The organism is Xenorhabdus lircayensis, from assembly GCF_016306625.1.
Lineage (GTDB): Bacteria > Pseudomonadota > Gammaproteobacteria > Enterobacterales > Enterobacteriaceae > Xenorhabdus > Xenorhabdus lircayensis.
In genome coordinates this window covers 1-14313 of record NZ_JACOII010000030.1, presented here as the reverse complement: position 1 = coordinate 14313, position 14313 = coordinate 1, and the positions used below count along the sequence as shown (strand labels likewise).

The following is a 14313-nucleotide window of genomic DNA, read 5'->3' as shown; positions in this document are numbered from 1 at the left end:
ATCAGCGCTGTCGAACCTGATACCGCCGCGGGGATAAATTGGGTGTCTTGTCCATTAAAAACCGCAGAAAACGAGGTATTCCTGTATTGTTTCATCGGGGAGTCAGGCGAGTCGATTGTGGAGCTTAACCAGCCTGTTGTTTGCATCAGGATGGCTTTCTTCCCCCGCACTTTCAGCGTCTGGGTCGTCCTGTATTCGCCCTCCATCGCCAGAGGTTTTGTATCACTGGTCAACACGCACTGACCGGCCTCGTCCCAGATGGCAATCCCCCACTCCGGGACAGGTTGTGGATAAACGAGGGTAAAAATATAAATGTCGCACAAAACCGGATATTTGGCATCGGCTGCAATTAATTCAATTCGCCAGAGTTTATCTCCCCCTGTCAACTCGCAATACGGCCCATCTCTCCCACCCTGACCATGGGCACAGATAAACGCCATGCAGGGTTGCCCTACACTGAGGTGAGTGTCTATTCTGGTCAGATATCTGCCCACACTACGGGTCTCTTTCCTGACAAAAGAAAGCGGTGTCGTTTTGGGTGTCCACCACGGCACCCCTTCATTCGTTGTTAAAAATGCGCCCCAGTCCATATGTCCTCACGCAGTGTAGTAGGCAATCAGCCAGCCGGCCGCCGCAACATTCCGGCCATTTGAGATAATAATGTGGTTATCTTTTACCGAAAACTGACGTTTTTCATTCGGCCACTCTCCCGTTTGAGTGCACATAAACACATAAGACAGGCGGAGTCCCACGTCACTCTCAGCGTCGTCACCGCAATGCCCTGACTGACGACAGAGTCACTGCTGACGGCGACATTCTTCGGCGGGGACTGCACACCGGGCGGAATAACAGAGATGGGACGTTCATCAATGCGGGTGCCGGTATCGATATGGGTGTACTTATCGGGGTTGTGCTCCACGGCGGTAATTTCAAAGGACACGCCGTCTTCCCCCTCCCTGATGCCGGTCACCCTGAATTGCTGGACAGCCAAATCTGACGCATCAATCGCCCAGACACATTCAGCGACAGGGGGTTCTGAATATTCGGTAGTGACGGTGACAACCTGCCCATTGATGGCCTGAAGGGTGCGCCCCTCGGCTTTACCCGACGGTAAGTTCAGGATCAGACGCTCACCCACTTTGGCAGAAGATACCCTGTCCAGCGTGATATTGCGTCCATCAACCGCACTGATGCGCCCGCCCAGTACGCGGCCGGAAAACATTTCATCCGCCACCCCAATGACGTAACCGGGTAACGGGATTTTGCCCTCCAGCCCCACGGTAAACGTCACCATGCGGTCATACTCATTGGTCAGCAGCACCCATTTTCCGCGTCTTATCGCCTCACTCTGGCGGGTACAGCCGATGGCGGTCACATCCGCCTGCTTTACCTGAAAGCGTTTTATCAGCCGGTTATCGAAAACAGGCTCAACCGCATCCTGATAGCCGTTCCGTGGATCTGACCAGCTCACCATCGCCGTAGAGTAATGGGTCTTCTCACTGGCACTGGAATAAGCAAACTTACCCTCACGCACATTGGCACGGGTATAAATATAATCCACATCACGCGGCATATCCGCCAGCGCGTTCATATTGTTGTTGGCCCAGAACGTCATCCCCCGAAAGATACCGGCAATATCCCGCAGAACTGTCCACGCATCTTCCTGTGACTGGATATAGACATTACAGGTATAGCGCGGCTCCTGACCCCCCTGACCATCAGGCACCCACTGATCACAATATTGGGCAATGCGGTACAAATCCCATTTTGCCAACGATAAATTTTCCGCTTTCACCCGGGTGCCGATGCTGAACCGGTCATTAATCATCAGGTCGTACAGCACCCACGCCGGGTTATCGGTCCATGCCCATTTAAAGGCACCATGCCACACGCCGGAATAATTGCGGCTGTCGGGATCATAATTATCGGGCACGCGGATAACACGCATCTTCGGTTCGCAGGATATCTGGGGGATATTGCGGAACTTTTTGGCATCAAACTGGACGAACAGCAGGGCGGTTTCAGGGTAACTCAGTTTGGCGTCGATGATTTCCGTGACGGATTCCACCACCATCGTATCGGCAATGCGGTTACCGGTCTGTTTGGGTGTCAGGCGACGTACACGTACCTGCCAGCCCGAATGCGACTTGGGCAAATCAATCCGGTGTGAGCGTTCATATTTGGTGGTTGTCTTACCGTCGGCGGCCGTTTTCAGGACTTCCTGATAACTCCCGCCATCGGTGGCGACATCTATCGCATAATTAATAACATAACCGACCGTATCCCCGTTTTCTTTCTGTTCCTGCAATTGTGGCCAGGATAGCCGTATGGTGCGTAGTGTATTCATCATCTACTCCAAAAAAATCCCGCCAAAGCGGGTGGGTTTATATGACGCAAGGTAATCATCGTTCGTTCCTGCCAGTACCCACTGTAAGACACACGGTTACTAAGTTGCCCGTACATATGGTGCAGCATCAAACCCTCACCGATATAGACTCCGGCATGGTTAGGTTCGCTGGCCTGCACCTGCATAATGATCACATCACCAACCTCTAATTCGCCGCTGCATTCTGTGAACCCAGCCTCAGCATAGTGCTGCATATACAGGTTCTCACCCCGCGCCCACCAGCCGTCTGAACGCTCAAAGTCAGGGAGTTCAATATTGCGCTCCAGCCGATACCAGCCACGCACAATGGAATAACAATCCCAAATGCCGTGCACGAACGGGCGGCCAATTAATGGCTTAATGCCTTCCGTTGGCATCAGGGTACGGACATCCCCTTCGGGCCATGAGACAATCACCCACGGAACTTGTGACAGGTCACACTGGGCAATGTCCAGCTGACTGGGTTGGGTGGTGGCGTCGGGGTGACTGTGGACAATGGCAATAATCGTCCCTGCGTCTTCGGCTTCGGCGTAGTCTTCGGGGTGAATGCTGAATTGTTCTGTTGGTAAGGGGGCGGTATTGCGGCAGTGGATGTATTGCTGTTTGCGGCTATTTTGGATAACCAGACCACAGCATTCATTGGGGTATTCTGCCTGTGCGTGATCCATGATGGCGCTGACAATATGTTTACGCAATGTTTCCATATCACCGCCTTAGTAACGCAGAGCCCGGAAAACCGCCGAACGGCAATTGTTCAGTCTCACCAAATCGTTTTTTGCAATCATTCATCAGCCCACCACAGGCATCTTGCGAAGGATCATCGGTTGGATTGCCGTCTTCATCAAAATACCGCGTCCCTGTGTAGTTACATGGCGACTTGCGATATTGCCCCCGCATACACCATGTACACAGGCTATGAATCTGGCGGGTAGGAATTTGAATCCCCTGTAAGTCAGCGGGCGAAGACAAAGCAAAATGAATCTCCGTATTGTCTTCATGCGTCTTGCTGTCAATATAGAAGACGTCGATTTTCTCCTGTGTCGGATCGGCTTCTGGATTACCCTCGGGGAAGTTACGGGCATCCAGATAGTGCGCAAAGGTCATATGAATGGTGACACGCGCCTGAACCATATTTTGATGCGCCAGACACATTGCACTCATAGTCCCATCAAGATTAGCCACGCTGATCATTGGCGATACAGTCCCGCCATCACTGTTTATCTCCAAGCCCTCAATTCTGACCGGCCACGACTTATACTCGATACCTTGCCACCAAATGGATTTAGCTGGTAAATCACCGTCGCTTTCTAGTTCTGCTTCCGTATAAGGGGCGGGGTGATTATGGAAATACAGTTCTGGCCCACCAAAGGCCGAGCCATCAACTGAAAATAACAGAATTTTACTCCCCGGCTCAAGACACTGGAAATCTGCATTAATTGTCATGCGCTGAATGCCTGTTCAAAGGTTGCTGATATTTTCATGACTCCCCCCGCCATAGGGGTCATGGTTATTGAATCGGCTTTTACCCGATACAAGCTCTTCTCTCCAAGCGGTGACGTCCAGATAAATGATTTTAAGGTGTGCCTGCGGATAAACTGAAAGATAGGCATTACCTCTTCTTTCACTCCTATGTAGGAGTAAGACCACGTCTGGGTTTCTGGATTAATACCATCAGCAGAAACTTGTTTGTAACCATCACCAAACTCAACCACTTTAATTCGATGTTTAAATTCACCGCTGGACGAATCTTGGATTTGAGTTCTCCATTTAAACTCTTCAATAGTCATATAAGTACCTATAAAAGAAAAAACCGCAGTTAAGCGGTATTAGGATGTAAAAAAACCCGCCGATGAACTGACCCCATAAAGTTGGACAGTTGATTAAGCGGCCTTTAAGGACTGATTTCTGTACTCTACAGGACTCAGTCCTTTTAATTTAACCTTGATTCGGTCATAGTTGTAATAGTGACTATTTATCGTTCAAGCGCTCGCTAGCCATTTTATAACTTTTTGAATCTTCTCTTTTACCTACAGCTATCACCCATATCACAATTTCTTCATCTATTACTTGGTAGACAAGACGAAACCCCGAAGAACGAAGTTTTATTTTAAAGCAGCCTGCTAAATCACCGTGTAATCTGGCTGATTCGATATAAGGATTTTCCTGTAACTTTCGCAGCTTCTTTTTAAACTGCTCACGGATACTTTTATCCAGCTTCTTCCATTCTTTTAAAGCGCGTTCGTCAAACTCAACATTAAATTTCATCGAGATTTACCCGAATTCTTTTAGCGGGATTTTTTAGGCGCTCACGCACTACTTCCAAAATGTCCTCATCCTCATCACGTTCTGAGACCATCACGGATACTTCTGCAAACGGTAGTTTCTCATTTTCAGCTACATAGCGCAGAAAGAGCCTCAATGCGTCAGAGGGCGACATATTCAGTTTATCAAATGCCCGATATGCATCTTTTTTAAGTTCTTCATCTACTCTTATCTGAATTGTGCTCATAATATCACCGCATGTAATTACATTTGTATTACATTGTACATTATTGCATCTATGGCACAATGAGTTTTACGAAACTTTCGTAAAACCTAGCTAATGACCAACAAAAAAGCCCCGTGATGGGGCTTTAACAATTATGAAGTGCTACCTACATAGATAGCGCTTTTAAGACATGAACGGGATCTTTCTCTATTGCTTTTAGCAAGGCTTTCGCTGGTCCCGTTGGCTCTCGCCTTCCTTGTTCCCAGTTACGAAGAGTTCCAACATTCACAGAGATTAATTTAGCAAAACCCGCCTGACTTAAGCCGGTTGCCTGACGAATATTCTTTACTTTCACTGCTTCAACGAGAGTTTCACGAGAGGCAGCGCGTTCGCCATCCATGATTTCGTTCATCTGTGTCATGCTTTCAGTGAGTCTGGAAAATAATTTGCCATCCATTGTTACCACCCCTCATTTAATGTTCTCAAGACTTTCTTTTCTGATTCGCTAAGATCATCTTTGACGCCTTTTTTATAAATCAGCAGCAACCTGATGTGTGAGGCATCGACTTTGTGATAATAGATAACACGCACGCCACCTCGCTTACCTTTACCTCCAGATGACCACCTGACTTTACGCAAGCCTCCAGTGTGCTGGATAACATCACCCGCAGCGGGATTGTCTGCAAGATATTGCTGAAACTCACGGTATTCATCATCACTGAGCAGATCTTTGCAGTCTTCTGTGAATATGGGAGTCTCAATGAATATCATATTTAAGTACGTCATTGGTGTATGCTTGAGGTAATATTATACACCTTTAATTTATAAGTCAATGGCGCATAGATGAGGGTTGAGAAAAATAAAGCCCCAACGGGCTATTATCTGCTGTGACTATTTGATAATTCATTATCCCAGTACTTTATTTTCCTGATAAATGTTTCATGAATTTCACTGGGTAGGTGGCTACTCTTCTATTTCTTTGTTGTTTCAGACATATTTCTATCATACTGATCTTGAATGTAATTAAACATCTTTATAGCTTCAGAACATTCATCGTTTTTTTATTTTTCAACTTACAACTATAATAAGTCAGCGTATTGATGCTTGAAATAGCACTTAAATTCTCAATTTGCCATTTACAAAGGTCAGGGGCTTCATGCCCTGAGCAAGTCGCATTTACCATTTCTATAAAAAATTCTTTCTCAGTTTCTTTTGCTTGCCCAAGTGTCGGAATAAGAAGCGCTAACCATATAAGTTTTTTCATCTATTATACTCCCAGTCATTTTTAACTTATGTAATGGTAGTCTATAGATATTGCAATTTGAAGCAAACAAAAAACCTGCCGAAGCAGGCTATAAGTTATGGTTTGCCGGCTCGGAATGCTTGGTTCTGCATAAGTATCTTCTCTAAAACTTAATATTGTGAAGCCAATATATATATCTTTCCTGAAATTGGTTTCGTATTGATCTTGGCAGCCCTTTATTAAGGATCTCTATTTCCGATTGATAATGAAGCTCTATCTCTTGAGTTTCCTTGTCTATGTTTGCTTTTATCAACGTTTCTGATAGCTCCTTAACCCTATCATCTATTAATTCTATTCCATCCTTTCTTCTTTTATAGAAAAACTCAGGTGAGACTTTGGATGGCTTAAATTTTTTAAGAGTTACTTCTTCTATTTTTTCCTGAACTTCACTGCCGCAATGCTTGCATTTAAGTGCTTCAATGTTGATCAGCTCTGCACAAAATGGACACTTTATTTGATTGTTTTTACTATCACCATTAAGAGATTTCCTTCCTCCAAAGATAGTCAACAACAAACCACACAAAGCAACAAAGCAGCTAATCAATAAGAAATTTTGTCTTTGAGCCACCAACCCGATATTGTTAACTCTTCCACCATATCCAGTTGCTACACTTACATCCATATTAAGTGATACAAAAATAGCAATAACACCGATTACCAGAAGGAAGAACCCAAAATTTTTCATCCCAACCCTCTATTTAATATATACATTTATTGATTATTCCATGAATTAATCAACTCACTTAAACAAAATCTACAATTTCCAGCCACAAGCTTTGGATATTTCTTTTGCAACTTCATTTATGTGGTCTATTTTAAACTCGGCGACTATTTGTGTTTTTCCGTATGGTTTATAACCAAAAATTACATTTTGTTTATCATATATTTTTTTTATAAATTTCACTGAACTTGGAGCAAAAGCAGAATCACCACCTCCCCCCATGACCCAATACTCAGTTACTACATTTTTTTTATCTATTCTAAATGTCACTTTAGTATAATCTTCACTTCCTAGATATTCATCTGTCGCAAGATAAGCTTCAGTTATATTGTCTTTACACCTCAATACCAATGCCCCTTCCCCACCTTCTGGTGACAAAACAGCGAAGTAGTCCACCTTATCTGTGAGCTTATTTACTTCTTTCGTAATAAACCATTTACCAATATCTTGATATTCACTTGCAGTTGAAGTTAACGGCAATAAACAAGCTAGAGCCAATAATAACTTTTTCATCTTCCATCCTCATTTTAAATAGTTACATGAATCTTAGTCAAAATGTGATGCAAAATGAAGCAAAGAAAACCAGAGTCCATTCCGGTATACTTACTAACGCCCTTTGATAGTACGATACAGCGCAGATGCGGGGTTATTCAGCATTTGATTAACGCCAACCTCAACCATTTGTCGTAATTCACGCCTGACCGCTGCATCATTACCGGTGGCAGATGATTGCTGCTGTTGTAAAGGTGAACTGATATAAAGATCGCCCATATTGAAAGCCACACCACCAGTCGCTACAGGCTGCATTCCGTACATTCTTTGAGTGGGAGCACTGATTGTCATTGGCTGAGAACTGCCTACGTGACCACCAGTAGCATAGCCACGCTTAGTGTTGCCCATTAACCTATATAGATTTTCAACACCTAAACGTTGCGTTGCTTCTTTAGTGAATACGAACTCGCCACCATGAACTACGCCTTTAGGCTCGTATTTACCACCATCTCCAGTGTAACCTCCACCAGCAAATCCAAGGGCATCTCCAAACGCTGTGCCTCCAAATGCCGCTTTCATAGCTTTCAGCATCGCCATTTGCATGAGCATTTTAGTAATCATGCTAAGAATTGATTTAGTGAAGTCAACAAAACCAGCCTTACCAGTGAGAAGGAAATCAGACAGGGTGTTGCTCATGCCAGAAAATGCTGCTTGTGAGATTTGGGCAACGTTGGCGTAGGTATTGGTTGCTTGGTCTTGGAATTCAGCGAAGCCCTTCTGAACTCCTTTCTCCCAGTTGCCTCGCAAAGCCTCTTCTTCTTCGAAGTGTTTCTTTAACACATCTTTTTCTTCCGGCGTTTTGGCTTTCTCTAAGGCTATATCCTGTTGATAGACTCGATCAGATTTACCAGCGCTGTCAGTCAATGCTCTGGTACGAGCTTGAATTTCTTCAATTCGCTTGTGCTGCTTATCCAGCTCGGCATTCTTTTTCTTCTGCAATTCAACTTCATCACCCACGACAGCCAGTGCGCGTTGTGAAGCAAGAATAGACTCTTTTTGCAGGAGTAACGATTGCTCATCTTGCGTCAGCTTTCTCTTTCCTTGAGACTCTTCCAAAATGGCAAACTTGGCTTCCATATCCCACAATTTTTTGCGCTCAGAGCTGATAACATCATTAACAGTCTTGTGTTCTTTGAGAACCCTTAATTGTACTTGTAGGGATAATAACGCTTTATTTGCAGCTTCATCGGCACGAGTGCCCGCATCAACTTTAAATTTAGGCTCTTTTGGAGGTTTTTTTCCAGTACCGGGCATTTTGCGGTCACGATACTTATAGTTGATCATTTTCTTCGCTTCTTCGTACTGCTCCTTAGTTAGTGCATATTTATCAGCCTCTAACCACTCAAGGGAATGGGTAAAGGAATAGTTTTTATAATTGGGATTTATGCTAAGTGAAAGAACATGAATAACATCACGATTATTAATATATAAAGCCTTCTACTTGCAGGAATGCGATCCAGCTCTCTTTATATTATCTAGAGAGAGGCAATAGACTGTTTATTTTCAACTCTCACCATAACAAGGAGATAAACAGTGTCTGAAGTGATTTCATACATTCCAATTCTGAAAACTAAACGAGCTGAGTTCACAGCGTTAAGTCAACTCGATACATTCACTAAATCAAAGATTATTCCTTTATTAGAAATTGAGCCAGTTCCTATAGACCCCGATACAGATATCCCAGATAAAACATACGATGAAATGTTAAATGGCTTTGGGCAAAAAATTCTTTCTGGATGCGACGGTATCCCAGTGGTGTTTTTAGATGGAATTTTAATTGAAGAGCAATTTATCTCATCAACAGACACGTATCCAATTGAAAACGCGATAAACCAAGCAAGAAGTGCTGGGTTTAGAGTCATTCCAGTAACATCTCCAACCAGAACATTTAATTATCAACAATCCATTAGTACTCTTGTGCAGGGAGAAGTGTGCCTGAGGTTAACTACCACTGATCTGGTTAACCCTCAGCTAATTACTGATTATATCAACGAGTTACAAATCACTCATGAAAACATTGACGTAATCATCGATCTAAGAGATGTGCTGTCAGAAGATAGCGTCAGCTTGGAGCATAGTAAAATCCTTGCATTAGGCTTGATTAATAACCTTAACAACCTCCAAAGGTTCCGCTCTGTATCATTAGCATCAGGATCTTTCCCTGTTGATTTGAGTGGCATATCGTTAGGGGCTTACTCCCAAACTCGCTTGGAGTGGATATTGTGGCAAGATCTTTATTCTAGCGGAAGGTTATTAAGAAATGTCATTTATAGTGACTATGGAATACAGCATCCTGATTATTCTCGCCTCGCAACTAGATTCCCAAGCGTTACCGCGAGTGTTCGATATACCGGCGATAGTGATTTTTTGGTATTCAGAGGAAAAGTTGCAAATCGTTATGGCTATGAACAGTATGGCGCCCATAGTAAAGCAATTGTGTCCCATCCTGAATATTCAGGAAATACATTCTCTAATGGCGATAAAGATATAGATAATTATGCGCAAGAGTACGCCAAATACCTTCAAAATCCTACAGGGAATTACAAATTTGGTAGCCCGGAAGTTTGGAGAAAAATTGGGCAGAACCACCACATTACTAAAGTAGTTTCTCAGCTCTCCAGTTTGTACGGGCTTTAAGTTTTTCCCTGACCAAATCGCGAAGCTCATCGGTATCTAAGGCTTCGGCTAATTTATTCCATAACATGCGCCGTGGTTTGCTTTTTAGACCACGGTCTTTGCCTAAATCAGAGAAAATTTCCAACATTTCCTCTTTCCATAACAACATAGAAAGAGAGACTTTATCTATGGATGGGTTAAGACGATTGTGTCGCTCGGTGTGCAGATGTATACCATTTCTTGCACCTTGCGTTACTATCTTGACCCCCCACCAATCAGGGATAATCTCCATTGCTGGCTTAGCATGAGTGTCAGAAACGACAAGAGTCACCTTATCCATGACCAATGAATAATATTGAATCTGTGATGGCAAACGAAGCAAGTTATCACTTTTGCTTTTTATTTCATAGCCATGCATAAGCCCGTTAATCACTGTAATATCAGCACGACTTGCCCCAAGGCTCATTGTGAATTCGTCAATAACCAATGTATCAGGGTCTTTGTGATGCTCTTTCAGTATCTTAGAGTGAACAGCACGCCGCACATCTATGTCTTTCATTTTCTTGTCTTTATTTCCAAATAGTTAATATAACCGTTTTTGCGACCAAGAACTTTAAACACTTACTGAATATATAGCACGATTTTTTTCTTCGTCCTCTGATACAGAGCCAATTTTAAGAAAAAATATCAGCATTCAGTTAAGACACTGCGTCCTGACATACCCCTGCCACCCCAGCATCATTTGCTCTGAGGTGGTAACTAAAATCGCCTAATGCGCTTATGCAGAATCTCAGAGTACATCTTCATTGCTGACAGTTGCGTATCTAATAGAAATCGGTCAATTTCTTCTAACTTTCTATAGATAGAGTCACCGATGAAGCCAGAAAGTTTTGCAATCCTCTCATCAAGTTCGGTTGCTTCATCCATGACGCGTTGTTGATGTGGCTGTATTTGCTGTTTGTTCATTTGTTCACCTTATGACATTCACTATTCACATAATCCCTCAGTCCAACGTACTGGGCTTCAAGGGTTTCCAGTTCTCCGAGGAGACGTACATAATCTTGTTCAGCGTCTTTCTCCAGTCGGGCGGGTCTTGAATCATCCAAGCCGGTGCTGGAAGCGGTTTCAGACACTGGACACTGGGCTTTGACATACACGCGCTTAACGTTAGTGCGCAAATCATCGCTAAGCTGAGTGATCTTAGATTTGGCATTGGTTAGCTCCTGAGTGTGACGGGTGTCCAGTTCTGCAAGGTGCTGGATGCGTTCTTGCTGGTTGGTGATGAGGGCGGTTTGTTTATTGAAGTCACTCAACAGCGACCCGTAACCACTTTTCAGGTCGCTATAGCTGTCATTCACCCACCACAACCCAAATGCGAGGATCGCACAGGTTGCGGCAAGTGTTTTAGTCAGGGTGTTCATAGCTATGAATTTAACCTTGCCTGTTCTTCTATCAATGGCTGGCGGTAATTTTTATCAAAGATACCTTTTAGCGCTTCCTTCCTTTGATCGCGACTCCAGCCCATTGAAATGAGAACGGTGTTTGCCCGTTGTAATTCGGTAATGGCTTTAATTTGCCATTCAGTCAGGTAATCCCTGATGGCTTCGCTTTTACCAATATCGTTGAATTTTTTAAACCTGGCTGCTTTCATGCCAAGCACAACGTCATTAATCAAATCAGCTTCATTGCTGTAATGAAAATGTTCTGTTTCTTTTCCATCCTGTTCTCGGCTATTTTTGATAGCATCCGTCATGGGTCGATATTCAACTTTGGCTCTTTCTCGCTCCAGCTGAATTTGAGATTCTTTAGCGGCCTTTTCACGGAACTTAATGAAGCTGTCAACCAAACGCACCTGTCCATCACGGGCTTTTTCACCACCAATGAACGGCATGGCAACCAGGAAACCTCGTTCCGTTAACTCATAACAAGGTAATTCTTTGTTTTGTTTACTGATATATGAGGAGGGCTTGAAATCAAGCTCTCCTAAATGACGGCTTTCTATCAGTCCCCGTACATTCTGCAAAACATTCTTATGATCCCTGCCAAACTCATTGGCGATAACATCAGTTGTAACTACAGGCTGACCATTGGATTTTTTAACTAAAAGTCTCATCTCGCGTATTCCTATAGAAATAAGAGCCTGCTGACGTAGAAATATCGCCCATGAGAGGTCGCCACCCAGCGATAATTCTCAGGCTCTATTTCTATAAGCTCATGGTTGGGATTTGCGCACGTCAGTACGCATATGTAGAGAGAACCTCCGAAATGGGAGATTCATCACTCAAAGTAAGCTGAATGCTTTTTCGAATACTTCGTTTGAATAAGGTTGCTGGCCGTTCTCGTGGCGAATAATAGACTTGGCCAGAGCAATCAACGTTGACTTGTTCACCTCGATAACCTGGTGAGGATCGACACCCAGAGACTTAGCAACACCGTTGATATAAGCCGAAGTGTTGTTTTCATTGGTGGGCGCCCAGCGGTTTATCATCTTGGCTACTGTTTGATAGCCTTTCTTGTGGTAATTGCACAGCAACTTCATGAGTGCCCGAATACCATATTCGGCAGACTCAAACCGACAGAACCGCTTTTCAATACTCAGATCATGCTTCAACTGACCCTGCCACTTATTGGCCGGGTTATGGTCAATGTTGCCCGGATTGTTATTGCGTATGCCTCTGGTCATTACTTATCTCCCAAACGCTTATTGATGGCCCGAATCGCAAACTCGCGGATTTTTTCCACACCGATAAATCCAATGGCGCCACCAATAGCCGGGGCAAAGTTGATAGGAATGCCGAACGTTTCCAGACCACTTGTAATGCTCCACGAGAATGCACCGCATAGCAGTGCCTCTATCCATCGGTTCTTACGTTCCACGCCATCGTAAATCAGACGGCCGTAACAAATTGCCGCAGCTAATAGTGTGCCGGATACCTGCGGCCACGAGTTTTTCAAGCCTTCCAGCAGGTAGGCCCACAAATCAGGATTTTCTTTCATCTTCATATTCCACCCCATTGAGCAATGGGCGTCCGTGGGGTGAGAGAGTCGCCCCTGTGAGTAGGTTAAAAGTAATGAGTTGATACTTAAGGTATGTTGTTAGATCAGCCAAAAATCAATCAACCAATGGAGGGATGGCTGATTACCTCGACAAAGGAAAAATATGGATAACGAATTACTAGAATATCAACTTGCATTTTTACTGGCAGTCTCAATGGCGGAGGCCGGCGAGAATGCAGGGGCTTTACGTATAAGGATCACCAAGTATATGGACAAACTGTCTAAATCAGACAAATCCTTCTATAAGGAAAAAGAAAAGCGCGCATACGCCTTGTCGTCCATATATGCTAAGGCCAACAATATGTATTTTGATATGATCAGAAAAGAAGAAGACTAATAATATCAATCCCCAGTTATTTGGGGATTTTTAAATCTTTCATCGTTTTTTCAGCGAACGCCACCGCCCTATCATTGAATTCTTTCAGTGTAATCTCATCGGTCACAAAATCTTCTGAATACTCAAATGATGCTCTCAAGCTAGGTACATCACTGATGCCAGCAACAACAACTTTAGCTATCAGTGTATCAATGATGGCTGCCCTAAAGTCACCTTTACCTTCTTCTGCAAGAGTGTGCAGTGCATTGTCTACTCGATTAGATTTCTGTGGCATGGAAACTTCAATATTCATCATTCACCTCATGAGTGAGTTAATGGGAGATACCGATATGGGAATTCCCATATCGGAATTAATTCAAATAGTTAGGAGCCAGCCGCAATGCGTGGATACAGATGTGATGAGAGTGATTGCGGTGGTAAATCCGGTTAATGAGCTATGGCCACTTCTTGTTTTCATCCCTCAAATAAGGGAGAAAAAACGGAAAGTGGGGATAAAAAAGGCCACTCCGGAGCGCAGCCCTGATTGAACTCTCCGGAATTACCGGAGGGTTGAATAAATCCGTCAAATTCATCTTTCATGGGTGCTCTCTATACCAATTCGAGGTGTTGCTCGAAATGGTTAAAAATACAATTAATATATTGATTTTAAATGAAATTAAGCATTGATCAGTGCTGCCTGAGTTGAGTTGTAAAACCCTCGAATTCAGGGGAATTAAAATATTCCTCTAAACATCCCAGACTCTTGCGGGATTTTGAACTACTGCATTTTTTGCAGGAGTTGAGTTGTCAGCTCAAAGTTGACTACGGGTAGATACGAAAAAAGCCGCACCAGAGCGCAGCCTTGGATTTGAAC

At 43.8% G+C, this 14313-nt stretch carries 22 protein-coding genes and 2 pseudogenes; 3 read left to right on the top strand and 21 right to left on the bottom strand.

Going from position 1 to position 14313, the window contains the following annotated elements:
* The 14 genes and pseudogenes from H8A87_RS07830 to H8A87_RS07765 all read right to left on the bottom strand — a co-directional run.
* Positions 1-590: hypothetical protein (locus H8A87_RS07830; protein ID WP_198689419.1), on the bottom strand; the 590-nt coding region annotated here is incomplete at its 3' end.
* Between the two features lie 149 nt (positions 591-739).
* Positions 740-2329, bottom strand: a pseudogene (locus H8A87_RS07825) (host specificity protein J); the annotation flags it as partial.
* Positions 2330-2346: 17 nt separating this feature from the next.
* Positions 2347-3090: a C40 family peptidase gene (locus H8A87_RS07820; protein WP_198689418.1), complete on the bottom strand. Its 744-nt coding sequence runs from the start codon at positions 3088-3090 to the stop codon at positions 2347-2349.
* 1 nt (position 3091) lies between these two features.
* A complete protein-coding gene (locus H8A87_RS07815; RefSeq protein WP_198689417.1) occupies positions 3092-3829 on the bottom strand; it encodes a phage minor tail protein L in 738 nt (245 codons plus the stop codon).
* Positions 3826-4173 carry a phage tail protein gene (locus tag H8A87_RS07810; RefSeq protein ID WP_198689416.1) on the bottom strand — a complete coding sequence of 116 codons (348 nt, stop codon included), beginning with the start codon at positions 4171-4173 and terminating at the stop codon, positions 3826-3828. Before H8A87_RS07810 ends, H8A87_RS07815 begins: the two co-directional genes overlap by 4 nt.
* Before the next feature lie 93 nt (positions 4174-4266).
* Positions 4267-4353: pseudogene (locus H8A87_RS07805) on the bottom strand (IS3 family transposase); the annotation flags it as partial.
* A gap of 1 nt (position 4354) precedes the next feature.
* Entirely contained in the window at positions 4355-4651 is a 297-nt protein-coding gene (locus H8A87_RS07800) for a type II toxin-antitoxin system RelE family toxin (protein ID WP_198689415.1), read from the bottom strand.
* Positions 4641-4895 (bottom strand): type II toxin-antitoxin system RelB/DinJ family antitoxin, encoded by a 255-nt coding sequence (locus H8A87_RS07795; RefSeq protein ID WP_198689414.1) that lies wholly within the window; start codon positions 4893-4895, stop codon positions 4641-4643. Before H8A87_RS07795 ends, H8A87_RS07800 begins: the two co-directional genes overlap by 11 nt.
* Before the next feature lie 145 nt (positions 4896-5040).
* The gene (locus H8A87_RS07790) at positions 5041-5331 is read right to left on the bottom strand and encodes a helix-turn-helix domain-containing protein (RefSeq protein WP_198689413.1); all 291 of its coding nucleotides are present in this window, start codon (positions 5329-5331) and stop codon (positions 5041-5043) included.
* A 2-nt stretch (positions 5332-5333) separates the two neighbouring features.
* Positions 5334-5645, bottom strand: coding sequence for a type II toxin-antitoxin system RelE/ParE family toxin (locus H8A87_RS07785; protein WP_198689421.1), 312 nt, complete (start codon positions 5643-5645; stop codon positions 5334-5336).
* Between the two features lie 262 nt (positions 5646-5907).
* Positions 5908-6138: a hypothetical protein gene (locus H8A87_RS07780; protein WP_198689412.1), complete on the bottom strand. Its 231-nt coding sequence runs from the start codon at positions 6136-6138 to the stop codon at positions 5908-5910.
* A gap of 142 nt (positions 6139-6280) precedes the next feature.
* Positions 6281-6862, bottom strand: a complete 582-nt coding sequence (locus tag H8A87_RS07775; protein WP_198689411.1) for a hypothetical protein — start codon at positions 6860-6862, stop codon at positions 6281-6283.
* A gap of 69 nt (positions 6863-6931) precedes the next feature.
* A complete protein-coding gene (locus H8A87_RS07770; protein ID WP_198689410.1) occupies positions 6932-7411 on the bottom strand; it encodes a type VI secretion system-associated protein TagO in 480 nt (159 codons plus the stop codon).
* 93 nt (positions 7412-7504) lie between these two features.
* Positions 7505-8734, bottom strand: coding sequence for a phage tail tape measure protein (locus tag H8A87_RS07765; protein ID WP_198689409.1), 1230 nt, complete (start codon positions 8732-8734; stop codon positions 7505-7507).
* Between the two features lie 249 nt (positions 8735-8983).
* On the opposite strand from H8A87_RS07765, the gene H8A87_RS07760 reads away from it, so the two are divergent.
* Positions 8984-10087, top strand: a complete 1104-nt coding sequence (locus H8A87_RS07760) for a beta family protein (protein WP_332460347.1) — start codon at positions 8984-8986, stop codon at positions 10085-10087.
* Here H8A87_RS07760 and H8A87_RS07755 read toward each other — a convergent pair.
* From H8A87_RS07755 to H8A87_RS07730, 6 genes are all read right to left on the bottom strand, one after another.
* Positions 10047-10625, bottom strand: coding sequence for a sce7726 family protein (locus H8A87_RS07755; RefSeq protein WP_198689408.1), 579 nt, complete (start codon positions 10623-10625; stop codon positions 10047-10049). The genes H8A87_RS07760 and H8A87_RS07755 overlap by 41 nt on opposite strands.
* A 200-nt stretch (positions 10626-10825) precedes the next feature.
* Entirely contained in the window at positions 10826-11032 is a 207-nt protein-coding gene (locus H8A87_RS07750; protein ID WP_198689407.1) for a crAss001_48 related protein, read from the bottom strand.
* Positions 11029-11487, bottom strand: a complete 459-nt coding sequence (locus H8A87_RS07745) for a lysis protein (RefSeq protein WP_198689406.1) — start codon at positions 11485-11487, stop codon at positions 11029-11031. Before H8A87_RS07745 ends, H8A87_RS07750 begins: the two co-directional genes overlap by 4 nt.
* A gap of 2 nt (positions 11488-11489) precedes the next feature.
* A complete protein-coding gene (locus H8A87_RS07740) occupies positions 11490-12179 on the bottom strand; it encodes a Rha family transcriptional regulator (protein WP_198689405.1) in 690 nt (229 codons plus the stop codon).
* A gap of 168 nt (positions 12180-12347) precedes the next feature.
* Positions 12348-12749, bottom strand: coding sequence for a structural protein (locus H8A87_RS07735; protein ID WP_198689404.1), 402 nt, complete (start codon positions 12747-12749; stop codon positions 12348-12350).
* On the bottom strand, positions 12749-13069 hold the full coding sequence (locus tag H8A87_RS07730) for a phage holin, lambda family (protein WP_232370124.1): 321 nt from the start codon (positions 13067-13069) through the stop codon (positions 12749-12751). The genes H8A87_RS07735 and H8A87_RS07730 overlap by 1 nt, the downstream gene beginning before the upstream one ends.
* Positions 13070-13226: 157 nt before the next feature.
* Here H8A87_RS07730 and H8A87_RS07725 point away from each other — a divergent pair, with 157 nt between their 5' ends.
* Entirely contained in the window at positions 13227-13460 is a 234-nt protein-coding gene (locus H8A87_RS07725; protein ID WP_198689403.1) for a hypothetical protein, read from the top strand.
* Between the two features lie 16 nt (positions 13461-13476).
* On the opposite strand, the gene H8A87_RS07720 is transcribed toward H8A87_RS07725, so the two are convergent.
* Positions 13477-13755 (bottom strand): hypothetical protein, encoded by a 279-nt coding sequence (locus tag H8A87_RS07720; RefSeq protein ID WP_198689402.1) that lies wholly within the window; start codon positions 13753-13755, stop codon positions 13477-13479.
* 19 nt (positions 13756-13774) lie between these two features.
* On the opposite strand from H8A87_RS07720, the gene H8A87_RS07715 reads away from it, so the two are divergent.
* The gene (locus H8A87_RS07715) at positions 13775-13987 is read left to right on the top strand and encodes a hypothetical protein (protein WP_198689401.1); all 213 of its coding nucleotides are present in this window, start codon (positions 13775-13777) and stop codon (positions 13985-13987) included.
* Positions 13988-14313 lie beyond the last annotated feature (326 nt).

Bases quoted from the DNA above. Each gene is read 5' to 3' on its own strand.
- H8A87_RS07820 (WP_198689418.1), bottom strand. From the start codon at position 3,090: ATGGAAACATTGCGTAAACATATTGTCAGCGCCATCATGGATCACGCA.
- H8A87_RS07815 (WP_198689417.1), bottom strand. From the start codon at position 3,829: ATGACAATTAATGCAGATTTCCAGTGTCTTGAGCCGGGGAGTAAAATT.
- H8A87_RS07810 (WP_198689416.1), bottom strand. From the start codon at position 4,173: ATGACTATTGAAGAGTTTAAATGGAGAACTCAAATCCAAGATTCGTCC.
- H8A87_RS07800 (WP_198689415.1), bottom strand. From the start codon at position 4,651: ATGAAATTTAATGTTGAGTTTGACGAACGCGCTTTAAAAGAATGGAAG.
- H8A87_RS07795 (WP_198689414.1), bottom strand. From the start codon at position 4,895: ATGAGCACAATTCAGATAAGAGTAGATGAAGAACTTAAAAAAGATGCA.
- H8A87_RS07790 (WP_198689413.1), bottom strand. From the start codon at position 5,331: ATGGATGGCAAATTATTTTCCAGACTCACTGAAAGCATGACACAGATG.
- H8A87_RS07785 (WP_198689421.1), bottom strand. From the start codon at position 5,645: ATGATATTCATTGAGACTCCCATATTCACAGAAGACTGCAAAGATCTG.
- H8A87_RS07780 (WP_198689412.1), bottom strand. From the start codon at position 6,138: ATGAAAAAACTTATATGGTTAGCGCTTCTTATTCCGACACTTGGGCAA.
- H8A87_RS07775 (WP_198689411.1), bottom strand. From the start codon at position 6,862: ATGAAAAATTTTGGGTTCTTCCTTCTGGTAATCGGTGTTATTGCTATT.
- H8A87_RS07770 (WP_198689410.1), bottom strand. From the start codon at position 7,411: ATGAAAAAGTTATTATTGGCTCTAGCTTGTTTATTGCCGTTAACTTCA.
- H8A87_RS07765 (WP_198689409.1), bottom strand. From the start codon at position 8,734: ATGATCAACTATAAGTATCGTGACCGCAAAATGCCCGGTACTGGAAAA.
- H8A87_RS07755 (WP_198689408.1), bottom strand. From the start codon at position 10,625: ATGAAAGACATAGATGTGCGGCGTGCTGTTCACTCTAAGATACTGAAA.
- H8A87_RS07750 (WP_198689407.1), bottom strand. From the start codon at position 11,032: ATGAACAAACAGCAAATACAGCCACATCAACAACGCGTCATGGATGAA.
- H8A87_RS07745 (WP_198689406.1), bottom strand. From the start codon at position 11,487: ATGAACACCCTGACTAAAACACTTGCCGCAACCTGTGCGATCCTCGCA.
- H8A87_RS07740 (WP_198689405.1), bottom strand. From the start codon at position 12,179: ATGAGACTTTTAGTTAAAAAATCCAATGGTCAGCCTGTAGTTACAACT.
- H8A87_RS07735 (WP_198689404.1), bottom strand. From the start codon at position 12,749: ATGACCAGAGGCATACGCAATAACAATCCGGGCAACATTGACCATAAC.
- H8A87_RS07730 (WP_232370124.1), bottom strand. From the start codon at position 13,069: ATGAAGATGAAAGAAAATCCTGATTTGTGGGCCTACCTGCTGGAAGGC.
- H8A87_RS07725 (WP_198689403.1), top strand. From the start codon at position 13,227: ATGGATAACGAATTACTAGAATATCAACTTGCATTTTTACTGGCAGTC.
- H8A87_RS07720 (WP_198689402.1), bottom strand. From the start codon at position 13,755: ATGATGAATATTGAAGTTTCCATGCCACAGAAATCTAATCGAGTAGAC.
- H8A87_RS07715 (WP_198689401.1), top strand. From the start codon at position 13,775: ATGGGAGATACCGATATGGGAATTCCCATATCGGAATTAATTCAAATA.